Here is a 24,848-nt window from a genome sequence, read left to right as displayed (position 1 = left end):
CCCAAAGCATCCGGTAAGCAAGAGTGAACCGCCTGAAGACACAACTTTCCGCGTCTTGCGCAGCAAAGAAACTAGGAAAAGTAAGGCCCCTGGCCGCAGAAACCCTGCGGCGCCTATCCCATCCTACGCGCCGCGGCGTGGCCATCACCTGCGCCGCGATCCCGGCGCTCCTGCTCCTGTATGTGCTGATCCTGATCCCGTTCACGCCGGGGATCGGCGACATCCGGAAAGCGAAAATCGAGCAGCCCGCGCAGATCCTCTCGTCCGACGGCAAACTGCTGGCCGAATTCAAACCCTCCAACCGGGAGTGGGTGAAGCTCAAGGACATCTCGCCTAACGTGGTCAACGCGCTGATCGCCACGGAAGATCATCGCTTCTATCAGCATTTCGGCCTCGACTGGCGGCGCACGGCATCAGCCGCACTGCACACCTTTTCCGGCGACCGGCAAGGCGGCTCGACCATCACGCAGCAACTCGCCCGCAATCTGTATCCCGATGAAATCGGCCGTGCCCCCACGCTGACCCGCAAGCTCAAGGAGGCCATCACAGCCTTCAAGATCGAAGCGCTCTACACGAAGGACGAAATTCTCGAGACATACCTGAATACGGTGCCGTTTCTCTATAACGCCTACGGCATCGAAATGGCGGCGCGGACCTATTTCGACAAATCGGCCGGCGACCTGAATGTGCTCGAAAGCGCCACGCTCACCGGCATGCTCAAAGGCAACAGCTACTACAACCCGGTGCTCAACCCGGAACGCGCGCTGCAGCGGCGCAATACGGTGCTGGCGCAAATGGTCAAGTACGGCAAGCTCACGCCCGCTGCCTACGCAACACTCGCGCGCCGTCCACTGCGCATCGACTTCGAACGGCAAACCGAACCGCCCGGCCCCGCGCCACATTTCGCGCAGCAACTGCGCAAGTGGCTGGCGGCCTGGGCCGATCGCAACGACTACAACATCTATTCCGACGGACTGGTGGTGCGCACCACCATCGACTCACGTCTGCAGACCATGGCCACCCAGGCGGTGATACTGCAGGGCAACCAGCTGCAGGGCATCGCCAACGCCGCATGGGGCACGCGCGCGGGTTGCGCGAGCGGTAAGGACCTGCTGCAGACCTTCCTGCGCGAAACCCCCGATTACCGCGCCGCGAAAGACGCGGGCCTGACAGATGACGACGCGCTGAAGCGCGTCTCGTCCAACCACGACCTGGTGAAGTCGGTCTGCGAGTCCAAGACCCGGGTGCAAGCGGACTTTCTCGCGATGGATCCACGCAACGGCCAGATCAAGGCGTGGGTCGGCAGCCGCGATTTCAGCGAGGATCCGTTCGATCACGTCCAGCAGGCGCGGCGTCAGCCGGGCTCGACCTTCAAGCCGTTCGTCTACGCCGCGGCGTTCGAAAACGGCGCGAAGCCCGCTGATACCTTCATCGATAAACCGGTCGAAATCCCGCTCGCGGGCGGCGAAATCTGGCGTCCCAGTGACGAAGACGAACCGAGCGGTCGCGCCATCAGCCTGCGCGACGGCCTGGCCTATTCGCGCAACCGGATTACCGCGCAGTTGATGGAGTCGGTGGGGCCGAACAAGGTCGCGAGGCTCGCCCGCGCCATGGGCGTGCGCGACAGCGAACTCGACGCGGTGCCGTCGCTCGCGCTCGGCACGAGCCCGGTGACGCTGAAGGAAATGGTCTCGGCGTACGGCACGATCGCCAATCTCGGCGGGTATGTCGAGCCGGTGATGGTCACGCGGATCGAAGATCGCAACGGCGAAGTGCTGGCCGATTTCGCGCCGGCCTCGCCCAAACAGGAGTTGCCAGCCGACACCGCGCGCACGCTGGTCGACGTGATGCGCGACGTGGTGAACCGGGGCACGGGTTCGAGCATCCGCAGCCGCTTCGGCGTGCGCGGGGATGTGGCGGGCAAGACGGGCACGACGCAGGGCAATGCCGACGGCTGGTTCATCCTGATCCATCCGCAACTCGTGGCCGGCGCCTGGGTCGGCTTCAACGACAGCCGGGTAACGTTGCGCAGCGACTATTGGGGCCAGGGGGCGCACAGCGCCTTGCCGATCGTCGGCGATTTCTTCCAGCGCGCACAGCGCTCGAGGTTGGTCGACAGCCGCGTCCGCTTCGACACGGAGCAGACCCCCGGCATGTTTGCCGAACTGACGGGCAAGATCCACGGGTGGTTCCAGCAGATCTTCGCCTCGCCGGCGAAGCCTGAAGCGCCGGTGACCCCGCGCAACACGACGCGGCGCGCGCCCACGGTAGCCGCTGAAGCGCGTCCGCAGCCGCCGCTGCTTGCGCCAACGCCGGCATCGGTAGCGGCGCCGGCGTCGGCACCCGCGCCGGCGAGCACATCGATCGATGGCGAGGCGCATGGCGGTGGCACGCCGGCATCCGCGCCGACACCCACGCCAGACGACGTCGTGCCGCCAACGCGGCCAACGCCGCCAACGCCGCCAACGATCTGCTGAACGCGCCGGCGAGCGCCACCGCATCGCCCTGAGCGTCAAAAGCAACCTGCGCCAGCGCGGCACAGACCGCGCGGCGTTCAGCACCGCTCAACCGCCGTCGCCCACCAGCCAGCGGTAATACGGATTGTCCGGATCCTTCCGCATGGCGTCGCCGATGTCCCGCGCCCACGCATCGCGGTCGCCGCGATAGGCATCGAGGCCGGCGGAATAGAAGCTCTGCAGCGCGCTGGCGCGGTTCGCCATTTCCGCGCGGAAGGCATCGTCCGCGCCATGCAAGGGCGGTTGGGTGCGCAGGGCGAGCAGATGGGCCAGCGTGGTTGGAAAGGCGTCGCGGCGGACCCACGGCGCGTATTCGATCCGCGGCTGGTCGTCGGTGACGGGTTGCGCATCGGCGGCGTAATACTCGAGGCCAGTACGATCGGTGATCCAGGTGGCGAGTAGTGCAGCCGGCGACGCAATTCCCACTTCACGCAACGCGGCGGCAACCTGCGGTTGCGCAAAGCGCGCTTTGATTCGCGGTACATCCAGTTCGAGCGGCTGCATCGAACCGACCAGCATCATCTCGTGCAACTCGGTGGTCCACAACGCCGCATACGGAAACACCTGGACGAAGCTCTGAATCAGCGCTCGGGTGTCCTCTTCGTTCTGCGTCGGCAACGGCAGCCATTGCGCGACAATGCCACCCGGCTGCAAGCGCGCTGCCGCCAGCCGGTAGAAATCCGCCGAATACAGATTGACGACGCCCGCAGCCGACGGCGGCGGCGGTTCCAGCGTGATCAGGTCGTAGTGCTCGTTGTTGCGCAACAGTTCGCGCCGTCCGTCGCGCAGACGGATGTCCATGCGCGGATCGGCGCTCATGCCATAGTTGCCCTGGAACTGCGGGGCGGCACGCACGACGGCCGGCAACAATTCGGCGACCGCGCGTTTTTCGAGCCCCGGCCAGGTCAGCAACGCGCCACCCGTAATGCCGGTACCAAGGCCGATGACGAGCGCGGAGCGCGGCGTCTCGCGATGAATGATCAACGGCAACAGCGCCTGCAAACGCATATATCGCAGCGACGCCATCGTGTCGCCGGAATTGGAAACCCCCTGGATATAGAGCCGCCGGAAACGCCGTTCACCGGCACGCTGTTCGATGACCGCCACCGTGCCGCCCGCGCTTTCTTCGTAAAAGCTCAGGGTGCCGCCGCGCGCCTGGGCGAGCAGCGTGGCGAGCCGGTCTGACGGCGTGAAGATCACGGTGATCAGCGTCAAGGCCGCGAGTAGAGGCACGCTCCAGCGCGCCAAAGGCCGTACGTTCGATCCGCGCAGCACGGCGGCAAGGCTCAACGCGCAGGCGAGAACGGCCAGCACCGCGAGCGCGTGGATCAGCCCCAGCGCCGGTACGAGCACGAATCCGGCGAGCAGCGTGCCGGCGATGCCGCCCGCCGTGTTCAACGCCACCACGGCGCCGACGTCGCGCCCGGTGTGCCGGTTGTCCACGTTCAGACGCAACACAAACGGGAAGGCAGCGCCCAGCAGCAGGGTAGGCACGAACACGACGCACGCGGCCGCCACCGCGAAGCCGGCACACATGGCCACAAGCAGACTGCCGGTCGCGCCGAACACGGCTTCTCGCGCGAGGCTTTGCCACTGCGGCAGCCAGCCGCCCGTCACGGCGATCTCGAGCAGCGCGACCAGTCCGGCCGACACGATCAGGATGGCGAACGTGCCCCACGGGTCGCGTGCGCGGTCGACGTAACGCGACGCGAGCGCACTGCCCAGCGTCAGACCCAGCAGGTAGGTGGCGAGCACGACCGCGAACGCAAAACTGCGGGTGCTGATGAACTGGACGATCATCTGCGACCACACCACCTCGTAACCGAGCGCGACCCCGCCGGCGATCGCGTAGAGCACGAGCGCGAGGCGCGCCTTCGCGGCGGGTGCGTCGCGAGCGGCGTCCGCTGATGCCGAGGCGGCGGAGTGTGGCTGCACCGGCGGCACGAGCGCCAGCCTGGTCCGGCCGAGCAGTGCGGCGATCAGCGCGGCGCCGGCATTGAGCGCGGCAGCGGCCAGCGCGCTGCCTTGCACACCCAGCGACGGAATCAGCATAAAGCTTGCGGCGAGCGTGCCGGCAATCGCACCCGCGGTATTGGCTGCGTAGAGGCGGGCACCGGCGCGGCCCAGATTCGCCGCGAGCGGGGACAGGGCCCGCATCAGTACCGGCAAGGTGCCGCCCATCAGTACGGCCGGCAGGCCGACCAGCGCAAAGGGCAGTGCCCACGCGAGCGGCCCCATGTGCTCCTGCAGCGAAGCAAATGGCGCCGCCGCGTGCGGCAAGAGCCAGGTGGCGGCGAGCGCGAGCAGCAGCACGCCGGCTTCCAGCAGCGCGTACAGGCGCACCGGCCGCGTCAGCCGGTCGGCGAGCCGGCCGAAGATCCAGCCGCCCACGGCGAGGCCCGCGAAAAACGCGCTCACGCCCGTGGTGACGGCCTGGACTTCGACGCCCACCACGAGCGCGAGCTGCTTGATCCACAGCACCTGGTAAATCAGCGAGGCGGCACCCGAGGCGAACAGAAGCAGCAGCGGCCAGGCGATCGGTAAGCTTGGGGTGACGGCGTCGTCGAGCGGTTCGTGCTCGTGCGGTTCGGCGCGACGCTGTGCGCGTTCTTGTGCGCGGCGCTCACGGCGTGAGCTTTGGGCACGGTTGGCCAGCGTATGGGTCATCGGATGAATTGCGTTGAAACGGTGGGGATGAACTTCGGTTCGGAAGCGCAGAAACGTTGCGCCCACCGGCCGGAGCCGGCGGGCGCAACGTCACAGCGCATTACTCGAGTCCGCGCTTCTTGAAGGACTCGTCGATCTTCTTGTCGACCTGTTTGCGCACACCGTCCACGCTGAAGCTCGCGGGCCGCTGGCTCGGCGGATAGTTGACGAAGGTCTGCAGGAACACCGACGCTTTCATCGTCGCGATGCCGTTCAGGTAGACATTCTTCGTGACCCAGTCGTTGTACTGGTCCGAGGTGATGTCTGCCCGCTCATACGGATCCATGCGCAGGTTGAACAGCTTGGGCAGCCGTAGGCAAACGAGCGGGTCCTGCCAGATGTCCAGATTGCCCTTGGCGCGCTGCTCGCAAAAGACCGCCTTCCAGGCATTGCCGTCCTGATCCCAGCGCATGGCCACCAGATCGCCGTCGTCGTCGAAGTAATAAAACTCCGTGCGTGGGTCCTTGGTGGTCTGGCCTGTCAGGAAAGGCAACTGGTTATAGCCGTCGAGGTGATTCTTGAAACTCGGGCCGCCCGCCTTGGGCGCCCAGCCTTTCAGGAGCCGGTCCTTGACGCCGGTGTCGCCCGCTGCGGCGACGAGCGTCGGGAACCAGTCGAGCCCCGAGAACATCTCGTTGGAGACGTCGCCCGCCTTGATATGGCCCGGCCATCGCACCATCGCCGGCACCCGGAACGCGCCTTCCCAGTTGGAGTCCTTCTCGCTGCGGAACGGGGTCGTCGCCGCGTCGGGCCAGGAGAACTGATTCGGTCCGTTGTCGGTCGTGTAAATGACGATGGTGTTTTTGGAGATATTCAGATCGTCCAGCAACTTGAGCAGTTTGCCGACGTCCTGATCGTGCTCCCACATGCCGTCGGCGTATTCGTTGCCGGGCATGCCGCTCTTGCCTCTGAATTCAGGCCGCACGTGCGTGAAGACGTGCATGCGCGTGTAGTTCATCCAGACGAAGAAGGGCGTGCCGTTCTTGACCTGCTTGCGGATGAATTCTTCCGCGTGGGCGCCGGTTTCGTCGTCGATGGTCTCCATGCGCTTGGCCGTGAGCGGACCCGTGTCCTGAACCTTGCCGTCGGAGGTGCTATGGATCACGCCGCGCGGCGAGAAGTTCTTCACGTACGGATCGTTCTTGTCCTTCGGCCAGTACGGGCGCTCGGGTTCTTCCTCGGCGTTCAGGTGGTACAGGTTGCCGTAGAACTCGTCGAAACCGTGATTGGTCGGCAGGTACTCGTTCTTGTCGCCCAGATGGTTCTTGCCGAACTGACCGGTTGCATAGCCGAGCGGTTTGAGCGCCTGGGCGATGGTCATGTCGCCCTTTTGCAGGCCGACCGGTGCGCCAGGCGCGCCCACTTTGGACAGCCCCGTGCGCAATGGAACCTGACCGGTAATGAACGACGAGCGGCCAGCGGTACAACTGTTCTCAGCGTAGTAGTCCGTGAAGATCATGCCCTCGTTAGCAATGCGATCGATGTTCGGTGTCTTGTAACCCACCACACCGCGCGAGTAGGCGCTGATATTCGTCTGGCCGATGTCGTCGCCGAAAATCACGAGGATGTTCGGTTTCGCCGAGTTTTTCGCGGCAGGCTGTGGTGCCGGCGCTGGTGCGGGCGCCGGTGCGGGTTTGGCCGTACTCTGGGTCTGGGCAGGCGCGTCGATCGACGGAAAGATCAACGCACCGAACGTGGCAAGGGCGATCGCTGTCGCCCCCGCCACGTAGTGCCCCTTTCGCAGGAACATTTTCATTGTGTCGCTCCAATGGAGTTACCTTCGGTTCACCCGTTGCGCGTTCCCTGCGCCCCGGGTTGCCTCGTAGCGGCCGCAACCCGCCTGCGGCTCGCGCTCTCCCGCGTCCGCCTACTGTTTCGAAGCGGGGTAGATGGTTTGCCAGTCGTCCTTCATGCTGACCACCGTCCAGCCATCGACGGTCGCTTCGTCCCACGCCTTATCGAGCTTGCCGATCTTCGAGGTGCGGTCGTACGCGAATTCACGCACGGCGTCGTCGTGATGCACCAGCAAGGCGAGATGCGGCCCGCTCCCGGAGGCGGTGTACTGCAGCATCTGCAGGTCGCCGTCGGAATTGCCGAACGCGAGAATCGGCTTGCGGCCGATGTTGCGATAGATGCCGACGGGCTTGCCGGGACCGTCATCGACGAAATCGATCTTCGGCTGGCGCACGAGCGCGGGCTGACCGTTGTGCATCTCATACTTGACGAGCTGGCTGGAGCCGACCACCTGTTCGGGCGGAATGCCGTAAGCCTTCTCCGCCCAGGGGCGCATGAATTCGATCGTGCCGCCCGAGACGATGAAAGTCTTGAAGCCGTTGGCACGCAGATAGGCGAGCAATTCCAGCTGTGGCTGGTACACGAGTTCGGTATACGGGCGATTGAATTTCGGATGCCGGGCATTGGCGAGCCAGTCGCGGATGGTCTTGTCGTACTCGTCCACGGTCATGCCGCTATTGGCCACCGCAACCAGTTGCAGCAACTGCTTCTGCAGGCCCGCCAGCGCGCCATAATCTTTCGCGACCAACGCCTTGAACGCCGGATTGTCTTGCCATTCCGGATGCTTCGGCGCCGCGGCCTTCACCTGATCGAGCATGAAGATGAACTGGAAGTACATCGGCTGCTCGCTCCAGAGCGTGCCGTCGTTATCGAATACGGCGATGCGCTCGGCCGGCGGCACAAAATTCGGCGAACCTTGACGGGTCACGTCGGCGACGAACTTCTGGATCGCCTGCTTCGCCGGGCCGTCACGCCAGGAGGGCAGCGCGGCAGCCGCGCTGACTGCTGCCGGCGGTGTTGCACCGGTGCTTGCGGGCGTCGAACAACCGGCTGCGCACAGCGCGATCAGGGCCGCGCCGATCAGCGTCGCCGCGCGAGCCGTGTACCTTGCCTGACGGAACCTTTGCATCCCACCTCCATTTCGATTGCACAATTCGATGACCCGCGAACGGGAGACACGAGTACAGCTCGAAGGAGCAGCGCGTGCTAGCTTCCGTCAGCGCCGGCAGCGCGGGCCGAGGCCTGACGCGCGACGGGTTCCTTCCACGTGTCTTCGTCCATCACGAGCCTGAAGCCGAGATGTGACATGCTGTTGTAGGGGTCGGTGCCACGCCGCGCGCTCGGCCGGTAGCTCAGGCAATAGGCCTCGTTGCACAGGAACGAACCGCCGCGTGTTACGCGCCTGGGCGCCTCGACAGGGACGCCCGGGTCGGACGGATCCCACGAATCGCTCGGGCCGGCTGGATTCTCGATCTCGCGGGTGCTGGTTGCCTCGCGCCGGAACTGGTCGGCGCGATACCAGTCGGCCACCCATTGCCAGGCGTTGCCGGTCATGTCGGACAGCCCGTAGCCGTTGGCCGGAAAGGTGCCGACCGGGCTCGTGCCGAGCGCGCCACCCGCTTTCGGACTGACGACGGGAAATGCCTGCGGCTGCTGACCCTGCCAGACGTTGGCCATCTGCTTGCCATCCGGTGTGAACTGGTTGCCCCATGCGTATGTGGCCTGTTCAAGGCCGCCGCGCGCGGCGAACTCCCATTCGGCTTCGGTCGGCAGGCGTTTGCCGGCCCACTTCGCATAGGCCTGCGCGTCCTCGTAGGAGACCTGAACGACCGGATGATCGTCCTTGCCCAGAATATTGCTGTCGGGCCCGGTAGGATGACGCCAGTCGGCACCGGGCACGTAACGCCACCAGCGCGAATAGTCCTCGAGCGGCACGGGTTGATTCGTGCCGACGAACACCATGGCGCCGGCCACCATCGCGCTATCAGGCGGACGCGGCGTGCCGGCGGGCAGTTGCACCTTCAGGGTGTCCCAGTCGGGTTTTTTCTCGGCAGTGGTCACGTACCCGGTGGCTTCGACGAATTTTCGAAACTCGGCATTCGTGACGTGATGGCGGTCCATCCAGAAACCATGAACACGCACCTTGTGCGCGGGGCGCTCATTGGGTTGCGCCTGCTTCGAGTCGCTGCCCATCAGGAACTCGCCGCCGGGCACCCATGCCATGCCACGCGGACCATGCGTGCCGTCGCCGTAGACGACTTGTGGATGCGCGGGTGTATGCGAACTCATGGCCCAGCTGACCGCAGCGCCAACGCACGCAGGAAGCATGACTAACAGTGCGCCCCAGAGCAGCAGTTTGCGATTGCGGCTGGCGGGCGCTTTCGTTGAAGACATACCTGACGGGCGATCCGTCTTTACCGATCCATCTTTTCGTGAACTCATCATTCCCTTCTCTCGTACCGGTGAAGCGGATGGCTTTTCACTCAGCCTGGGCCAGTTTTCCTTTGCATTGCGCAGAAGAAGTTTAGCGATGCGGAATAACAGTTCTTGCGTCGGTAAAAAATTCGTCAGGTGCAGGCTAACAATTTTTCAAGGAAATTTCACGCTATTTTTTGAACGCTCCGAAACTTTGACGGAATGACGGAGGTGCATTAATGTGGCTGGCGTCGGCCATTCTTACTGATGTTGTCCAACCATGAAATGATTGGGGAAATCGAAAGCTATGCGCGAAACTATCCTGCGCTTCGAATCAGGCGTCAATGAAGCGATAGTGGGGCAGCAGGCAGTGGTGCGGCAGGTTCTGATTGCCCTTCTGGCGGACGGGCACGTATTGCTCGAAAGCCTGCCGGGGCTGGCCAAGACGCGCACCGTCAAGGCCATTGCAACGCGTCTGGCGGCGACCATGAGCCGCATCCAGTTCACTCCCGATCTGTTGCCATCTGACATCACCGGCGCTGAAACGCTATTGCAATCCGGCACGGAACGCACCCTTAGCTTTCAACCCGGTCCTATTTTCGGCAATCTGATTCTCGCCGATGAAATCAACCGCGCGCCCGCAAAGGTGCAATCCGCATTATTGGAAGCGATGGAAGAGCGGCAGATTTCCGTGGCGGGAAAAACGCATCGGATGGCGGATCTGTTTCTGGTCATGGCCACGCAAAATCCGATCGAACAGGAAGGGACTTATCCATTACCTGAAGCGCAAATGGACCGGTTTCTTCTGAAGGTGCTCATTACCTATCCGTCGCCGCAAAGCGAAGTCGATATGTTGCGGCTGTTGCGGCGCGAAAATAACGAAGCCGCCGCCGCGCCGGAGGTTCTCGCGCAAGATGTGATTTTCGCGGTACGCGAAGAAATCAGCCGCATTACGGTTGCGCCGGCCATGGACGACTACATGGTGTCGCTCGTCAACGCCACCCGGCACGGTGCGCAAATCGACGCGGAGCTCGGCAAATGGATCGAGATCGGTGCGAGCCCACGCGGCTCGATCGGCCTCGATCGGGCGAGCCGCGTGCAGGCCTGGTTGCAGGAGCGCACCTTCGTCACACCGGACGACGTGCGCGCGGTCATTCATCCGGTGCTGCGGCATCGTCTGATTCTCTCTTATGACGCCAACGCCGAGAACATCAGCGCCGATGCAGTGGTCGACCGCCTGATCGAAAAGGTTGCCGTGCCGGCCTGAACGGCATGGCCGTCATGCATCGCCTGAACGCGGGGGAATCGCCGTGGCCGTGGTGTCCGAATCTGCAGGGTCCGCAATCGGCAGCGTGTATGTCGATGCAGCCCATCTGGCAAAGCTCGAATTTCATGCGCGCGGGTTGAGCTTTGTCGCCCCTGCGCCGGTTTCGAGTGTGCTGTCCGGCAGCCATGCGTCGCGGCTGCGTGGCCGTGGGCTCAATTTCGAGGAGATTCGCGCCTACTTGCCGGGCGACGACGTGCGTCATATCGACTGGAAAGTCTCGCTGCGACTGGGCAAGCCTCAGGTCCGCGCGTATACCGAGGAGCGTGACCGGCCGCTGCTGGTGGTGGTCGATCAGCGGATGAGCATGTTTTTCGGTTCGCGGCGCGCCTTCAAATCGGTGGTGGCCGCGGAAGTCGCGGCGCTTGCGGTGTGGATGGGTTTTGCCGCCGGCGACCGCGTCGGCGGCGTGCTCTTTAACGACAGCGAAGTGGTGCGGGTCAAGCCGTTGCGCAGCCGCAGCCGTATCAAGGTGCTGTTCGGCGCGCTGGCCGCGATGAATCGCGTGCTGCACGCGGACAGCGAGGCACGCACCAATTACGATCAGCTGGACGCGGCACTCGAAGGGGTGCTTCAGTTAGCCGGTCACGACTATCTGATCTGTATCGTCAGCGACTTTGCCGGCGCGAGCGAACGCACCCGCCGGCTCCTGCGGCAGCTGCGCGCGCATAACGACGTGGTCGCGGCGATGATTTTCGACCCCCTGTGGCAGCAGATGCCCGAGCACCGCGCGCTGGTGGTCAGTGAAGGCCATCTGCAGGTCGAATTGCGCATCGAGCAGGAGCGTGTGCGCGCACCACTATCGAGTCTCTTCAGCGGCCGCACGGCCGAAGTAGCGGAATTGCTGCGTTCGAGCGGCGTGCCGCTGATGGCGCTGTCGACCGCGGAGCCCACGGTCGAGCAGGTGCGGCGGATGTTCGGCGAGCGCGCGCGGCCCGCCACCGGAAGCGGCATATGAGCACGGCGTCCGGCGTAGCGCTCGTCCCGCCCGACTCGTCCGGACAACTGCAGCCGTTGCAGGAATTGCCGCTGCCGGAGGCGGTGTCTTATGCACCGCAAACCATCGGCTGGGTGTTCGTCGCGCTGGTACTGCTGGCGCTGCTGTTAGTGGCCGCCGTGGCCGTCTGGCGGCACCGCCGCAAGCAGCTTTACCGGCGCGTCGCGCTGGCCGAACTGGCGCGCATCGAAGCCCGTCTCGCCGCAGGCCCGGTGGACTTCGCACAACGTGCGAGCGCGCTCGCCGCCATCCCCCGGCTGATCAAACGGACCTCGCTGGCGGCCGTGCCGCGCGAGCAGGTAGCGGCGCTCACGGGCGACGAATGGCTCGCCTTTCTGCAACGCACGCGGGGCCATTTCGACGCCCGCAGCGGGGCATTGCTGGCACTCGCGAGCTATGCGCCGCCCGACCGGATTGCTGCTATTTCGCAGGACGAGGCGATGACGCTCATCGGCCATACCCGCGACTGGATCGAGCATCATCATGTGGAAGTTTGATTTTCCGTGGATGTTCGCGCTGCTGCCGCTGCCCTTGCTGGTGTGGTGGCTGGTGCCGGCTTATCGCACGACAGCCTCGGCGGTGCGCGTGCCGTTTTTTCACGAGATGGCGCAGGCCGCGGGCGAAAAGCCGGCGCCCGGTGGCGTGCGGCTGCGTCGCAACTGGCTGCAACGTGTGCTGATGCCGCTGCTGTGGGCGTTGCTCGTGGTGGCCGCCGCCAAGCCGGTCTATGTCGAAGCGCCGGTTGTACGCGAGGAGCCGGCGCGCGACCTGATGCTGGCGATCGATCTGTCGGGATCGATGGCGACGCGCGACTTCGTCAATGCCGCGGGCGAGCGGATGGACCGGTTTAGCGCGGTCAAACGGGTCGTGGCCGATTTCATCGCGAAACGCAAGGGCGATCGCATCGGCCTCATCGTATTCGGCGATGCAGCCTATCCGCAGGCGCCGCTTACGCTCGACCACGACGCCGTTCAGATCCTGCTCAACCAGATGCAGATCGGCATGGCCGGGCCGCGCACGGCGATCGGCGATGCGATCGGCCTGACGGTCAAGCTGATGGAGCATTCACAGGCGCAGGAAAAGGTGCTGATCCTGCTGACCGACGGCAACGATACCAGCAGCGCCATTCCGCCCGAGCGCGCCGCGGAAATCGCGAAGAGCCACAAGCTGGTGGTCCATACGATCGGTATCGGCGACCCCGATACCACCGGTGAAGACAAGGTCGATCTGGACGCGCTCGCGCGCATTTCCAGTATCACGGGAGGCCGCGCGTTCCGCGCACTCGGCCGGCAGCAGGATCTGGTCGACGTGTATGCCACGCTGGACAAACTCACACCCGAAAAGGTCAAGCGCGAAATCTACCGGCCGCAGCGTGACTTTTACTGGGTGCCGGCCGCTGCCGCCGTCACGATATTCGCGCTCTATCACCTGCTCGCGCTGCTGATTGCCGTGCTGCGCGCGCCGCGTCGCGAACCGCCGCCGGTGCGCCCGGAGATCACGGAGGCGGGTCATGGAAATTGATCTCACCACCTTCCATTTTTTGCGACCCGAGTGGTTGCTGCTGCTGATTCCGGCGATCCTGTTGCCGTTGGTCTGGTTCCGCCGCAACAACGTGCGCGCCCGCTGGCGCAATGTCATCGATCCCGCATTGCTCGAACATCTGCTGGTGGGCGACATCCGGCGTCGCACGATACAGCCGGTGCATACGCTGGCGTTGCTGCTGGGCATCGGTGCGCTGGCGGCGGCGGGGCCGACCTGGCAGCAGGAGCGCCCGCCGTTCAATCAGGACAAGGCGCCGCTCGTGGTCGTGCTGGAACTGGCCCACTCGATGGACGCGACCGATGTCGCGCCCACCCGGCTCGAGCGCGCCAAACAGAAAGTGCTCGACCTGGCTAGGGCGCGCAAGGGCGCGCGCACCGGGCTGGTCGTGTTCGCCGGTACAGGCCACCTCGTCGTGCCGCCCACCGAAGATCCGGCGATGCTCGAACTGTATGTGCCGGCGCTATCTCCGTCGCTGATGCCGCACGACGGCAAGAACGCCACGGCCGGGCTCGACGCGGCCGAGCGTCTGCTTGCGAACGATCCCGCCGCGGGCACGATCGTGTTCATGAGCGACGGCTTCGATTCAGACCAGGCCGATGCGTTCGTGCAGAAGGCCAAGGGGCTGCGGCATCAACTGCTGTGGCTGGCGGTGGGCACCCCGAACGGCGGCCCGATACGCGGCCCCGACGGCATGATTGCGATGGACCCGGAAGGCCATCCGCTGATGGGGACCTTCGACGCCGACGCGATCCGCAAGGTGGCCGACGCCGCCAACATTCCGCTCGCGAGCATGCGCGTGGATGACGACGACGTAGTGTGGGTCCAGCATCGCGCGCAGGCGTACCTCGCGCAAGCGGAAGAATCGAAGATCGTGCCGCGCTGGAAAGAAGCGGGTTATTGGCTCGTCATTCCGCTGCTGGCGCTCGCGCTCTGGAGCTTCAGGCGAGGCTGGACCGTCAAGTGGCTGCCGATGGTGCTGCTCTCGCTCGCCTTCAGCATGATGCCCCGGCACGCGCAAGCCGCCGAGTGGCGCTGGGTCGATCTGTTCGCCACGCACGATCAGCAGGGTCGCTGGAATTTCGAGCATGGCGACTACAAGGCAGCCGCGCAACGTTTCGAGGATCCGATGTGGAAGGGCCGCGCGCAATATCTCGCGGGCGACTACACCGGCGCGCTCGAAAGTTTTTCGCGTCTGAAGACCGCGCAGTCGTATTTCTACATGGGCAATACGCTGGCGCATCTCGACGACTACGCGGCGGCCATCAAGGCATACGACAACGCGCTCAGATTGCAGCCTTCGCTGCATCCGGCCGCGGCCAATCGTGACTTCCTGCAGCGGCTCCTCGCCAAAGACAAACAGGAAGAAATGGATCCCGAGGAGGACCAGCCCGATCAGGTGCAAGTCGACAAGAAGAAAGGGCGGGGTACCTCGACCGTGGTGACGGGTGCGCCACGCCCGAGCGAGGACGTCTGGATGCGCAGTCTGAATACGTCGCCGGCGGTGTTTCTGCAACAACGCTTTGAGCAGGAATCCGATGCAAAAGGAGCGGCTACGCCATGACAGCGATTCTTCTGCGGCTTCTGCTCGTCATGGTGTGGCTCGGACCGGCTTCGTTTGCGCTTGCGGTTCCGGCCCTGGTCGACCCCGCGCCGCAGACCATGGTTCGCGCGCATCTGGAACCTGCCGGGCCGGTTGTCGCCGGCAGCGAGGTCAAACTTGTCGTCGATCTGTTGACGACGACCTGGTTTACCGAGGCGCCGAACTGGCCGCTGTTTACCGTGGCCGACGCGATCGTGAGCCTGCCTGATGAAGAGGCGGTGAACCTGTCGGAGGACATCAGCGGCGTGCGCTGGTTCGGCGTGAGCCGCGCTTACCGCATCGCGCCGCAGGCCGGCAAAACTTACGAGATCGCGCCGTTTGCGATCACCGTGTATCCGGGCGGCATGAATGCGCCGGTGCAGGTCATGACACCGGCACTGAGACTGGTAGCGACGTTGCCGCCTGGCGCCGAAGGCATGGCGACGTTCTTCGCCACCTCGCGACTCACGGCCACGCAGAAAATCGAGCCCACACATGACCGGCTCAGAGTGGGCGATGCCGTCACACGCACGATTACGCAAAGCGCCGCCGGCACCGAATCGATGCTGATTCCACCGGTGAATCTGGGCGAGGTGGAGGGCCTGAAGCGCTACGCCAAACCGCCCAGCACGCGCAACATCGTGCAGGACAGAGTGGGTCTCGTTGCCGGCGAACGAACCGACACGGTGACCTATATCGCCGACCACAGCGGCCGCTTCAGGCTGCCGCCCGTGACCATCGAATGGTGGAACACAACGGCGCGGAAGAAGGAAACGATTGTCTTGCCTGGCGTGACGTTTTCCGCGGCCACGGCGCACGAGAAGCCGCTCTTTGAAATACCCGTCGAAGCGATAGGCCAAGGCTTCCCGCACCGGATCATCGTGATTCATAGCCGGCAACTGATAGTCGGATGCGCGCTTGCGCTGGGTCTCATCGTGCTGGTCTGGTCGAGAACACGGATTGCAGCATTCTTGCGGCGCACTCGCAAGCGGGCAAGCGATGCAAGACAACGTTACCTGGAAGGCGATGCCGTGGCATGGCGCGCGCTATGCGCGGTTGCGCGCAAGGGCGAATGGCGCGGGACCATTCCGGCGCTGTATCGCTGGATGGACCGAAGCCGTGACTTCGGACAGCCGGCGCGGCTGGACAACATCGCACGCGCGGACAATGCCGGAGTCGCGGAACTGGTCGACGCGGTGACGGAGCACTACGCGCAAGGCACCGCGCCGCAGGCGGCCCCGGGCGTGCCCTGGGAGGGCGCGGAACAGGCGCTACGGTGTACGGCGAAGCGGGCGAGGGCGCAGCGTCGGAAAACGTCGCCGCTGCCGCCGCTCAATGATTATTAACGCAGCGGCGCGCGCTTGCGTTGCGCGCTCCGCCTTCCGCACCGGCTGTCATGAACTCGCCGCGTGCCCGCTGTCGGGATGAGGCAGGCTGGACGATGCTTCGAGCGACGCGTCGTGATGAAGCAGCAGTACCGCCGCAACGCCGACGAGACCCGCTCCGGAAAGGCACAGCAGACCGGCACCGAAGCCGCCGGTACTGTCCTTGATCCAGCCCATCGCGTAGGGTCCGAAGAATCCCGCCAGATTGCCGAGCGAATTCACGGCGGCGATCCCGCCCGCCGCAGCAGCGCCCGACAGGAACGCCGCCGGCAAGGTCCAGATCACCGGCAGACAGCCGAAGATGCCGAACCCCGCAATCGACAGCGCGATCATCTTCTGCACCGGATCGTCGAGCCCCGCCGCTGCCGCGATGCCGCCGGCCGCCACCAGCAACGCGATCGCCACATGCCATTTGCGCTCGAGCTTGCGGTCGGAATGGCGTCCCCAGAACAGCATGCTGATCACCCCGACGATGTACGGCAACGACGTCACAAAGCCGGTCTGCACATTCGTGAGTCCGAAGGACTTGACGATCTGCGGCAGAAAGAAACTCAAGCCGTAATTGGTTGCGTTCGCACCAAAATAGATCAGGGCGACGGCCAGCACACGGGGATTGAAAAGCGCTTCCTTGACGCTGAACTTGCGCACGGATTCCCGGTGCGCACGTTCCTGCGCCTGGCGGGCGACCAGCCATTCACGTTCGTCGGCAGCAAGCCAGCTGGCGTCGGCCGGCTTGTCGGTCAGGTAGAACAGCACCGCGAACGACAGCAGCAGCGCCGGGAGCGCCTCGATCAGATAGACCCACTGCCAGCCGGCCAGGCCGCCGTGGCCGTCCATTGACAGCAGCAGGCCGGAGATGGGCCCGCCGATCACCGTGGACAGCGGAATGGCCGCCATGAAATAGCCGACCACACGGCCACGATAGGCGGCCGGAAACCACAATGTCAGCAGGAAGATGATGCCCGGGAAGAAGCCCGCTTCGGCCACGCCCAGCAGGATGCGCAGCGTGTAAAACACGTGGGCGGCGGACATACCCGTGAAACGGGCAATGTCCGGGATGTATGCCATCGCCCCGGCCAGAATGCCCCATGTGAACATGATCCGCGCGATCCAGCGCCGCGCGCCGAATCTTTCGAGCAGCAGATTGGACGGCACTTCAAAGAAAAAGTACGCGATAAAGAAAATCCCGGCGCCGAAGCCGAATGCGCTGGCGGACAAGCCGAGCGCCTTGTTCATCTGCAACGCGGCAAAGCCGACGTTGACACGGTCCAGATAGGCAATGAAATAGCAAACGATCAGGAACGGCACGAGCCGAACTGTCACGCGCGTCATGGTGCGTGCTTCGATCTCCATCGATGTCTCCTCCGGTTCAACATCCGGTTAATCCGAATGGTGTCGCTAAAGACTAGTCGCTGGAGGGTCAATCCGGAAGGATTTTGGCGGCAAGGGATAGGGTCTGACGATTCACATGCCCAGTACCAGATAGCGGGATCGGGCGGGCAGTGCGCAAGGACGCACCACGTAAAAAAAACCGGCCCGAAACGGGCCGGCCGGCAGCAATGGCGTAAAAACTTCGCGCGCCAGGCGCCGCGTCACTCAGAAGCGGTGCGTCATGCCCAACGTTGCGAGGATCTGTTTGGTACCCGGCGCGCTGACCGTCACGCCCGGCCAGCTCATCGTGGCGCTGCCGTTGTTCTTCAGGTAACCCGCTCGCATGTAGAGACTGGTACGTTTGGATAACGAATGATCGACGCCCACCTCGACGCCCGGCGTATTGTCGTGCGTGCCGCGCACGTTGCGCTGAACGGCGGCGATCGCGATGACATCTGCAGGCGTGGCCTGGATCGTCGCGCCCAGTTCGGCGATGCTCAGCGAATGAGCGGTACCCAGATGGGCGGCAAGCGAACCCGCAGCCGGGTCTTTCGACCGGTTGTACGAATAGTTGAACTGGAAGTTCACGATGCCGATCCGGTAGGCGAGCGCGCCGATAAAGTGCTCGGTGCCCAGCAGGCTCAGCGAGGTGGGCAGGCCGGCGATGGTGACCTGCCCCGGATGCTGGTTCACGTAGGCGAGACCGGCATAGAAGCCGTAGCCCGAGTAGCTGGCGCCGACGTTCAGCATGTTGCCGGTGGTAGACGGCACGGGCTGGCTCACGGTGGCTGAAAACGCGTACATGCCGTAGAGCTTCACGCCCTTCAGATCCGGCGATTGATACAGGATCGAATTGCTGGCGCGGCCGGAATCGTACTGGGTCGACAGGGTGTTCCGATCGACCGCGAGCACGCTTGCCGAAAACGGCGAGAGCACCTCATTCGCGCGGAACGGCTCGGCCGGATAGACGACCCGGAAGCTCGGCTCGTACTGGCGGCCCATGGTGAGCGAGCCATATTTCGCGTCGCTCAGGCCGACCCAGGCCTGGCGGTAAAAGAGCGCCGAGGTGTCGGCGAACAGGCCGCCGTTATTGACGTTGAAGCCCGATTCAACATTGAACAGCGCCTTCAGGCCGCCGCCCAGGTCTTCCTCGCCCTTCAGGCCAAAAAGCGAGCCGGTCGAGCCGCCGCTCTTTTCGGAAAACGAATGCACGCCGCCGTTACTCTGATACTGGATGTTCGCATCGACGACACCGTACAGCGTGACGCTCGAATCGGCCGCTGCCGCACCGCCGGCGGCAAGAACCAGCGTGGCTCCGCAAACGCCATGTTTGATCAAACGCATGCATGTCTCCTCTTTTTTGTATCCGCCTGCAACGGACTTGATTGCACATCGGTGATTCAGACGACCGCGAGGTCAGTAGGTCGATTCAGCCCGGCGGCCGCAGGAGCGGGAGTCAGTGGATTGCGGTTCCGCCTGACACACCTCGAGCCGGTTGCGCCAAAAAAGAATGGGCGTGCTAATTTCAAGGCAACTGGCTCGATAAAGCCAGTGCATTATTTTCATGAGGAGCGTGCAGAAACCGCATGATCCGGCGGGGTAAGGGGAACCGGCTCGAGCGAGCCCATGGCCCGAGTTTTCGGGAGTTGGAGGAGACCGGCGCAATGCGGTCCCCGGGTGGAACCGTGGGCGATTATATGGACGCCGGCAACAGTGTTTTCAGGTAACAAGGATGATCTCGCGCGCACAACTGCGGATAATTTCGGGATCGGAAAATCGGTTACCCATGCAGGTGAAACATGTTGGATTACGTCTTGGGCCGGGGGCCCAATCAGGACGCGGGCTCACGAGCGGACCAGAGCCAGAGCCGGAGCCGGAGCCTGTCGGCCAGGCACGCGCGAACACTCATTGCCGCTGCCATGTGCATTGGTCTGGTGGGATGCGCGTCATCGTCCGATGTGGTTTCGAGCGGCGAACCCGGCAGCTATTCAGTGGCGGCAAGCGCGACGGGTGGACGGCTGGCGTGGGCGCGCGCGCATCAGCAGGCGATGAACCAGGCGCGCGACTACTGCGAGCGGCGCGGCATGTTGAGCAGCGTGAAGGCGGAAACGGTGAGCGGCGTGCAGACGCTGACGGCGCATGGGTCGTCAGTGAATTTTGAATGTCATCCGAAGTTCTGACGTCGACGTCCACCAGCCGCTAATTACTAGCCGCTGGTGTATGCCTGCCGCTCGCGGGAACGGCGCGCCTTTAGTTCACGTCCACCAGCACACGGCCACGCAGCTTGCCCGCCAGCATATCGGCTGCCGCGCTGCCGACTTCCTCCAGCCGCACCGTTTTCGCCGTGATGCCATCAAGCATGGACAGCGGAAGATCGGCGACGATACGCTGCCAGGCGGCGAGCCGGTCCTTCGACGGCAACATCACCGAGTCGACGCCGATCAGCCTGACACCGCGCAGAATGAACGGCATCACGGTGGTCGGCAGATCGGCGCCGCCTGCCAGACCGCACGCGGCGACCACGCCGCCGTAGTTCATCTCGGCGAGCACGCGGGCGAGAACCTTCGAGCCGACCGTGTCGATCGCGGCTGCCCAGCGCTGGCCTTCCAGCGCGCGTGGCAACTCCTTCCACTCGGGGCCGTCGATCGCCTCGCTGGCGCCGAGTTTCTTGACGTAGTCATGCTTGTCAGGGCCGTGGGTCAGCGCCGAAACCGTGTACCCGAGTTTGCTCAGAATCGCTACCGCGACACTGCCCACACCGCCGGACGCGCCCGTGACCAGCACAGGGCCGCTTTGCGGCGTGATGCCAGCGGATTCCAGCGCATTGACACACAGCATGCTGGTGAAACCCGCGGTACCGATCATCATCGCCTGCCGCGTGCTCAAACCGGCCGGCAGCGGGACGAGCCAGTCGCCCCGCACCCGCTGGTATTGGCTATAGCCGCCCCAGTACTTTTCGCCGACGCTCCAGCCGGTCAACACCACCTTGTCGCCTGCCTTGAGATTCGGATTCGCCGTTTCGACGACCGTCCCGGCGAAATCGACGCCCGGCACCAGCGGCCACGTCCTGACTATTTTGCCGGTGCCGGTGACGGCGAGTGCGTCCTTGAAATTGATGGTCGAGAAGTCGATTTTGACGAGCGTGTCCTCAGCGGGCAAGTCATCGAATGACAGCGTTTCGATCGCTACCTTGGTCTTCTTGTCTTCTTCGCGCAGCACCATGGCGCTGAATGTCTGGTCGGGCATGAGAGTTCTCCGGAGTTTCAGATGGAATCGTCGTGAAGTGGGTGAGCGTTCAACGTTCGGAAAAGCGTCGATCGCGCCACTGGATCGCTTCGCGCATACCGCGCTCGCGGGCAACCGCCATGAAAGCCTGTTTGTCGGGGGAGCCTTTGGATTCGACGGCGTGGTCGAGGTCGAGCGCATGTTGCAGCGCGGCTTTCATGCCGCGCGCCTCGAAGCTGTGATTGATCGCGCTCTTGGTGACCCGAACCAGGTTGGGATCGATCACGGCCATTGTGCGCGCGATACGCATCGCCTCGGCGACGTGTTCGCCTTCAGGCACCACCCGGTTCACCACGCCGAGCTCGCGCGCGCTGTGGGCGTCGATCCGGTCGAGTCCTGTCAGAATGATTTCCTTGGCCTGCTTCGGCCCGGTCAGCCACGGCAACAGCATCGTGACGATGCCGGCGCCGAACTTCAGCTCGGGCTCGCCGAATATCGCGCTCTCGGCGGCCACGGTGATGTCGCAGGCCAGCGCGATCTCGAACGCCCCGGCGAGGCAGGCGCCATGCACCGCGGCGATGGTCGGCTTCGGCGAGTCCCAGAAGCGCATCGTGGTGTCGAAGTCGCGCGCCAGAATCTCGCGCCAGATAGCGTCGCCTTCGGGCCGCGCTTCCATTTGTTCCTTTAAATCGAAGCCCGACGAGAACGCCTTGCCGGCTCCGCTGACCACGATCGCGCGTACGCTGTCGTCGGACTCGGCGAGATCGAGCGCCATGTTGATCTCGACAAGAGACTGTTTGCCCAACGCGTTGAGCCGCTCGGGGCGATTCAGCGTGATATGCGCGATCCCCTGTTCGGCTGCGTAAAGCAAGGTTGAAAAGTTCGACATCGATTACCTCTGCCTGTCAGGCTTTGCTAGTCAAGGGTGCAAGCTCGCCGCTTGCGATCATGCTACGCAGTTCGCGGCGATCCGCCTTGCCCGTGCGGCCGGTGGGCAAGGCTTCGCCGACGTAGAAAAAATCCGGAATCTTGTATTTTTCGAGCCGTCCGCCGAGGAACGAGCGCAGAGCGGCGAGATCGACGGCACTGCCCGCGAACGGCACGATCAGGACGTGAATGCGTTCGCCGAGGATGGCATCCGGCGCGCCGACGGCCATCGCGGCGCCGACGCCTTCGAATAGCATCGTGGCCTGTTCGATTTCCATCGGCGTGACCTTGTTGCCGCCGCGCACGATCAGTTCCTTGTGGCGGCCCATCAACCGGACCTCGCCCTCCTCGGCGAGAACAGCGAGATCGCCGGTCCGGAACCAGGGCCCGGCAAAGGCCGCGGTGGTCAGTTCCGGTTCGTCGAGATAGCCTCGCATCAGATAAGGGCTGCGGATCTGCAGTTCGCCGATGGCACCGGCGCTCACCGGCGTCATGGTCTCGTCGACGACACGGAAGTCAACGTGGCTCGACGGCAAGCCAAGCGATAACGGCCTCGCGCGACGATAGTTCGGGAACTGGAAAAAGTCGCACGTCGAGGTTTCCGTCAGCCCGAAAATGTTGATCAGGTCCGCGTTGGGAAAGAGCGTTTCGATCTGGCTGGCGAGCTGCTCGCTGAGCTGTTCGCCGCCAGTGAGGATCTGATGCAACGCGGGGCAGGCGAATGCTTGCGCATCGCGCTCAAGCGTGGGAGCGAGCGAGAGCAGTGCGCGCAGCATGGTGGGCACCACGCCGACGCGATAGATGCGCTCGCCGCGTAGTTGCGCGAGCAACAGGGCAGGGTCGAACTTCTCGGGCAACACAACCGTGCCGCCACCCAGAAGCGTCAGCAGGCCAACCCAGATGCCGAAGCTGAACGTAATGTTCAGGAGCAGCAGCGTACGTTCGGCACGGCGGAAGTGGACCATGGCGTCGATCGCGAGCAGCTTGCCCGCGAAGGCCTGATGCGTGACCACGACGCCTTTGGGCGCGCCCGTCGACCCTGACGTAAAGATGATCAGCGCCGCGCCTTCGAGTTGCGCGCGCGCTGGGGGCGCACCGGTGCCACAGTCTGCAATCGCCGCTTCAGGGGTCGTCGTCGCGGTGGCGATGTCGACAATGAAGCGCGCCCGGGTTTTGTCGAGAATGCGATCGGTCACGGCGGCCGGCGAAGTTCGATGAACCGGCACCACAACGCAGCCGGCCAGCCACACGCCGAGAAACGCGGCGAAGTCTTGCGGCTGGTTCGATACGCGCACGTGGACCGGCTCGTGCGGCCCGGCTTCGAGCTGCCTGAGTCTTGCCGCGAGCGCGCTCGCCGTGTCCAGCAACTGCGTGTAGCTCAGCGTGTTGCTCGCTGACTCGATTGCGAGCGCGCCCTGGTGATCACGACAGGCCGCCGATACCAGCTCGCCTAGATTGGCCATGCTATTCATGATTGGAGTTCGTGCGAGTGAAAGGGTCGATATTCGGTGAAGCGGTTAGTGGCCGCACAGCAGCAACGTGCCGCCCATCACGGCAAACATGATGAAGAAGATGATCACGGTGAAGCCCATCACCCGGCCCATGCCCACGCCCGCAATGGCGAGCAGCGGAATCACCCACATCGGCTGGATCATGTCGGCGACGCCTTCGCCGAGCGCCACCGAAATCGCCACCGCGCTCTGCGAAACGTGCAGATGCTGCGCGGCCGGGACCACGAAAGGCGCCTGCACGATCCAGTGGCCGCCGGCGCTCGGCACGAACATGCTGATCAGGGTCGAGGATACGAAGCTCCAGAATGGCAGGGTCTGGGTCGTCGAGAAACCGATAAACCATTGCGCGATGACGTCGGCCAGTCCGGTTGCCGTCATGATGCCCATGATGCCGCCGTAGATCGGGAACTGCAGCAGGATCGGACCGGCCACCCGCGCCGCGTTGTTGATGGCACGCAGATAGGCCTTCGGCGTCCAGTGCGTGACGAGCCCGAGCAACAGGAAGATCATGACGAGCATGTTCAGATCCATCGTGAACGCATTCTTCGCGACCTTCAATCCGATATATCCCAGGCCCAGCGCAACCAGCACCAGGTTCAGGATCCACGCGTGATCCAGCTTGCCCGCGATCGTGCTGGCGGGCGTGTCCGTCGAGCTCACGGTATCTTCGGCGATCAGACGCTGCGGATCGGCGGCAATCGCTTCGTGCTCGCGCGGCATCATGATCCGGAACACCAGCGGCACGGCAATCGCCAGCACGATCACGGGAATGTAGTTCAGCGGCGAGAACAGGAATTCCTTCATCGGCAGGACGTTGCCGGTCACTTTCTCGATCACGTTAAGCGGCGAGCCCCTGGTCGCGCTCAGCAAAGCGATGGAGCTCGAAATTCCGCAGACGTAAAACGACCAGCCTGCGTAAGCGGCGGCCACCAGCCACGCGAAGTCGACCCGCACGCGCTTGGCGACTTCCCGTGCGAACAACGCCGACACCACGAGGCCGACGGCCCAGTTCAGCAGGCCGCCCGCCATTGACACGAAGAATGTCAGGGTCATCGCGCCCGCCGCGGTGGTGGGGAGCGACGCGATCCTTCTCAGCAGTTGCGACACGGGCCGGGAGGTCGACAGTGCATGGCCGGTCACGAGCGTGAGGGCGACCATGAAGGCAAAGCTCGCAATCTTGAAGACGCCGTCGTACCAGCTCGTCACGACTTCAGGAATGGACGCATGCGGTGCGATCGCGACCGCCAGCACGCAGGTCAACAACGTCAGCAGGATGGCGATCACAAAGGGATCGGGCATGATCCGCTCGACCAGAACGACACAGACCCGGGTGATTCTGCGCAGGCCGAAGGCCCCAGTCTGCGCGCCGGCCGCTACTGATGGCCCATCCACACTCAGCTTTTCCATGACGTAAGTCTCCATATGCCGGCAGCCTCCTGGGCCGCTCTGGCGGTGTATGTTGGTTACTAGACGACCGGTCAGTTAGTAGTTATAGAGACTAGTTGACCGGTCGTCTACAAAAAACTATAGTGGCTCGGGTAACTCCTGAGCCACGC

General features: G+C 64.0%; 19 protein-coding genes. 9 read left to right on the top strand and 10 right to left on the bottom strand.

The window, feature by feature from the left end; genetic code table 11:
* The first annotated feature begins 32 nt into the window (after positions 1-32).
* Positions 33-2,477: a penicillin-binding protein 1A gene (locus PQR27_RS11720; RefSeq protein ID WP_408525471.1), complete on the top strand. Its 2,445-nt coding sequence runs from the start codon at positions 33-35 to the stop codon at positions 2,475-2,477.
* Between the two features lie 87 nt (positions 2,478-2,564).
* On the opposite strand, the gene PQR27_RS11715 is transcribed toward PQR27_RS11720, so the two are convergent.
* The 4 genes from PQR27_RS11715 to PQR27_RS11700 form a co-directional block, all read right to left on the bottom strand.
* Positions 2,565-5,183, bottom strand: coding sequence for a fused MFS/spermidine synthase (locus tag PQR27_RS11715; RefSeq protein ID WP_408523812.1), 2,619 nt, complete (start codon positions 5,181-5,183; stop codon positions 2,565-2,567).
* A 100-nt stretch (positions 5,184-5,283) separates the two neighbouring features.
* Positions 5,284-6,978 (bottom strand): arylsulfatase, encoded by a 1,695-nt coding sequence (locus PQR27_RS11710; RefSeq protein WP_408523811.1) that lies wholly within the window; start codon positions 6,976-6,978, stop codon positions 5,284-5,286.
* Positions 6,979-7,089: 111 nt separating this feature from the next.
* Complete coding sequence (locus tag PQR27_RS11705) at positions 7,090-8,145, bottom strand: HAD family hydrolase (protein ID WP_408523810.1); 1,056 nt, start codon at positions 8,143-8,145, stop codon at positions 7,090-7,092.
* A 77-nt stretch (positions 8,146-8,222) separates the two neighbouring features.
* On the bottom strand, positions 8,223-9,410 hold the full coding sequence (locus tag PQR27_RS11700; protein WP_408523809.1) for a formylglycine-generating enzyme family protein: 1,188 nt from the start codon (positions 9,408-9,410) through the stop codon (positions 8,223-8,225).
* Between PQR27_RS11700 and PQR27_RS11695 the strand changes: the two genes are divergently transcribed.
* The 7 genes from PQR27_RS11695 to PQR27_RS11665 all read left to right on the top strand — a co-directional run bounded on the left by PQR27_RS11695 (position 9,304) and on the right by PQR27_RS11665 (position 16,219).
* Positions 9,304-9,657: a hypothetical protein gene (locus PQR27_RS11695; protein WP_408525532.1), complete on the top strand. Its 354-nt coding sequence runs from the start codon at positions 9,304-9,306 to the stop codon at positions 9,655-9,657. The genes PQR27_RS11700 and PQR27_RS11695 overlap by 107 nt on opposite strands.
* Before the next feature lie 81 nt (positions 9,658-9,738).
* On the top strand, positions 9,739-10,698 hold the full coding sequence (locus PQR27_RS11690) for an AAA family ATPase (protein ID WP_408523808.1): 960 nt from the start codon (positions 9,739-9,741) through the stop codon (positions 10,696-10,698).
* 52 nt (positions 10,699-10,750) lie between these two features.
* Positions 10,751-11,713, top strand: coding sequence for a DUF58 domain-containing protein (locus PQR27_RS11685; RefSeq protein WP_408523807.1), 963 nt, complete (start codon positions 10,751-10,753; stop codon positions 11,711-11,713).
* A complete protein-coding gene (locus tag PQR27_RS11680; protein WP_408523806.1) occupies positions 11,710-12,249 on the top strand; it encodes a DUF4381 domain-containing protein in 540 nt (179 codons plus the stop codon). The genes PQR27_RS11685 and PQR27_RS11680 overlap by 4 nt, the downstream gene beginning before the upstream one ends.
* The gene (locus PQR27_RS11675) at positions 12,236-13,273 is read left to right on the top strand and encodes a vWA domain-containing protein (protein ID WP_408523805.1); all 1,038 of its coding nucleotides are present in this window, start codon (positions 12,236-12,238) and stop codon (positions 13,271-13,273) included. Before PQR27_RS11680 ends, PQR27_RS11675 begins: the two co-directional genes overlap by 14 nt.
* Positions 13,263-14,855: a vWA domain-containing protein gene (locus PQR27_RS11670; RefSeq protein WP_408523804.1), complete on the top strand. Its 1,593-nt coding sequence runs from the start codon at positions 13,263-13,265 to the stop codon at positions 14,853-14,855. The genes PQR27_RS11675 and PQR27_RS11670 overlap by 11 nt, the downstream gene beginning before the upstream one ends.
* Positions 14,852-16,219, top strand: coding sequence for a hypothetical protein (locus tag PQR27_RS11665; protein WP_408523803.1), 1,368 nt, complete (start codon positions 14,852-14,854; stop codon positions 16,217-16,219). The genes PQR27_RS11670 and PQR27_RS11665 overlap by 4 nt, the downstream gene beginning before the upstream one ends.
* 48 nt (positions 16,220-16,267) lie before the next feature.
* Here the strand turns inward: PQR27_RS11665 and PQR27_RS11660 are convergent, their stop codons facing one another.
* Entirely contained in the window at positions 16,268-17,611 is a 1,344-nt protein-coding gene (locus tag PQR27_RS11660; RefSeq protein WP_408523802.1) for an MFS transporter, read from the bottom strand.
* Positions 17,612-17,854: 243 nt separating this feature from the next.
* On the bottom strand, positions 17,855-18,973 hold the full coding sequence (locus tag PQR27_RS11655) for a porin (RefSeq protein WP_408523801.1): 1,119 nt from the start codon (positions 18,971-18,973) through the stop codon (positions 17,855-17,857).
* A 575-nt stretch (positions 18,974-19,548) separates the two neighbouring features.
* On the opposite strand from PQR27_RS11655, the gene PQR27_RS11650 reads away from it, so the two are divergent.
* Positions 19,549-19,809, top strand: coding sequence for a hypothetical protein (locus tag PQR27_RS11650; RefSeq protein ID WP_408525470.1), 261 nt, complete (start codon positions 19,549-19,551; stop codon positions 19,807-19,809).
* 70 nt (positions 19,810-19,879) lie between these two features.
* Here PQR27_RS11650 and PQR27_RS11645 read toward each other — a convergent pair whose 3' ends face one another.
* Genes PQR27_RS11645 through PQR27_RS11630 form a run of 4 tightly spaced genes read right to left on the bottom strand, consistent with a single transcriptional unit; the run spans position 19,880 to position 24,699 of the window.
* The gene (locus PQR27_RS11645; RefSeq protein WP_408523800.1) at positions 19,880-20,875 is read right to left on the bottom strand and encodes an MDR family oxidoreductase; all 996 of its coding nucleotides are present in this window, start codon (positions 20,873-20,875) and stop codon (positions 19,880-19,882) included.
* Positions 20,876-20,924: 49 nt separating this feature from the next.
* The gene (locus tag PQR27_RS11640) at positions 20,925-21,743 is read right to left on the bottom strand and encodes an enoyl-CoA hydratase/isomerase family protein (RefSeq protein ID WP_408523799.1); all 819 of its coding nucleotides are present in this window, start codon (positions 21,741-21,743) and stop codon (positions 20,925-20,927) included.
* A 16-nt stretch (positions 21,744-21,759) separates the two neighbouring features.
* Complete coding sequence (locus PQR27_RS11635) at positions 21,760-23,253, bottom strand: class I adenylate-forming enzyme family protein (protein ID WP_408523798.1); 1,494 nt, start codon at positions 23,251-23,253, stop codon at positions 21,760-21,762.
* A 45-nt stretch (positions 23,254-23,298) separates the two neighbouring features.
* The gene (locus PQR27_RS11630) at positions 23,299-24,699 is read right to left on the bottom strand and encodes a short-chain fatty acid transporter (protein ID WP_408523797.1); all 1,401 of its coding nucleotides are present in this window, start codon (positions 24,697-24,699) and stop codon (positions 23,299-23,301) included.
* Positions 24,700-24,848 lie beyond the last annotated feature (149 nt).

This window comes from Paraburkholderia fungorum (assembly GCF_046027215.1).
GTDB lineage: Bacteria > Pseudomonadota > Gammaproteobacteria > Burkholderiales > Burkholderiaceae > Paraburkholderia > Paraburkholderia fungorum_D.
This window is presented reverse-complemented; position numbering and strand designations above follow the sequence as displayed.

What these genes read in the sequence shown, in the direction of transcription:
- PQR27_RS11715 (WP_408523812.1), bottom strand. Translation starts at nt 5,183, where the DNA reads ATGACCCATACGCTGGCCAACCGTGCCCAAAGCTCACGCCGTGAGCGC.
- PQR27_RS11710 (WP_408523811.1), bottom strand. Translation starts at nt 6,978, where the DNA reads ATGAAAATGTTCCTGCGAAAGGGGCACTACGTGGCGGGGGCGACAGCG.
- PQR27_RS11705 (WP_408523810.1), bottom strand. Translation starts at nt 8,145, where the DNA reads ATGCAAAGGTTCCGTCAGGCAAGGTACACGGCTCGCGCGGCGACGCTG.
- PQR27_RS11695 (WP_408525532.1), top strand. Translation starts at nt 9,304, where the DNA reads ATGGCCCAGCTGACCGCAGCGCCAACGCACGCAGGAAGCATGACTAAC.
- PQR27_RS11700 (WP_408523809.1), bottom strand. Translation starts at nt 9,410, where the DNA reads ATGTCTTCAACGAAAGCGCCCGCCAGCCGCAATCGCAAACTGCTGCTC.
- PQR27_RS11690 (WP_408523808.1), top strand. Translation starts at nt 9,739, where the DNA reads ATGCGCGAAACTATCCTGCGCTTCGAATCAGGCGTCAATGAAGCGATA.
- PQR27_RS11680 (WP_408523806.1), top strand. Translation starts at nt 11,710, where the DNA reads ATGAGCACGGCGTCCGGCGTAGCGCTCGTCCCGCCCGACTCGTCCGGA.
- PQR27_RS11675 (WP_408523805.1), top strand. Translation starts at nt 12,236, where the DNA reads ATGTGGAAGTTTGATTTTCCGTGGATGTTCGCGCTGCTGCCGCTGCCC.
- PQR27_RS11670 (WP_408523804.1), top strand. Translation starts at nt 13,263, where the DNA reads ATGGAAATTGATCTCACCACCTTCCATTTTTTGCGACCCGAGTGGTTG.
- PQR27_RS11665 (WP_408523803.1), top strand. Translation starts at nt 14,852, where the DNA reads ATGACAGCGATTCTTCTGCGGCTTCTGCTCGTCATGGTGTGGCTCGGA.
- PQR27_RS11660 (WP_408523802.1), bottom strand. Translation starts at nt 17,611, where the DNA reads ATGGAGATCGAAGCACGCACCATGACGCGCGTGACAGTTCGGCTCGTG.
- PQR27_RS11655 (WP_408523801.1), bottom strand. Translation starts at nt 18,973, where the DNA reads ATGCGTTTGATCAAACATGGCGTTTGCGGAGCCACGCTGGTTCTTGCC.
- PQR27_RS11650 (WP_408525470.1), top strand. Translation starts at nt 19,549, where the DNA reads ATGTGCATTGGTCTGGTGGGATGCGCGTCATCGTCCGATGTGGTTTCG.
- PQR27_RS11645 (WP_408523800.1), bottom strand. Translation starts at nt 20,875, where the DNA reads ATGCCCGACCAGACATTCAGCGCCATGGTGCTGCGCGAAGAAGACAAG.
- PQR27_RS11640 (WP_408523799.1), bottom strand. Translation starts at nt 21,743, where the DNA reads ATGTCGAACTTTTCAACCTTGCTTTACGCAGCCGAACAGGGGATCGCG.
- PQR27_RS11635 (WP_408523798.1), bottom strand. Translation starts at nt 23,253, where the DNA reads ATGAATAGCATGGCCAATCTAGGCGAGCTGGTATCGGCGGCCTGTCGT.
- PQR27_RS11630 (WP_408523797.1), bottom strand. Translation starts at nt 24,699, where the DNA reads ATGGAAAAGCTGAGTGTGGATGGGCCATCAGTAGCGGCCGGCGCGCAG.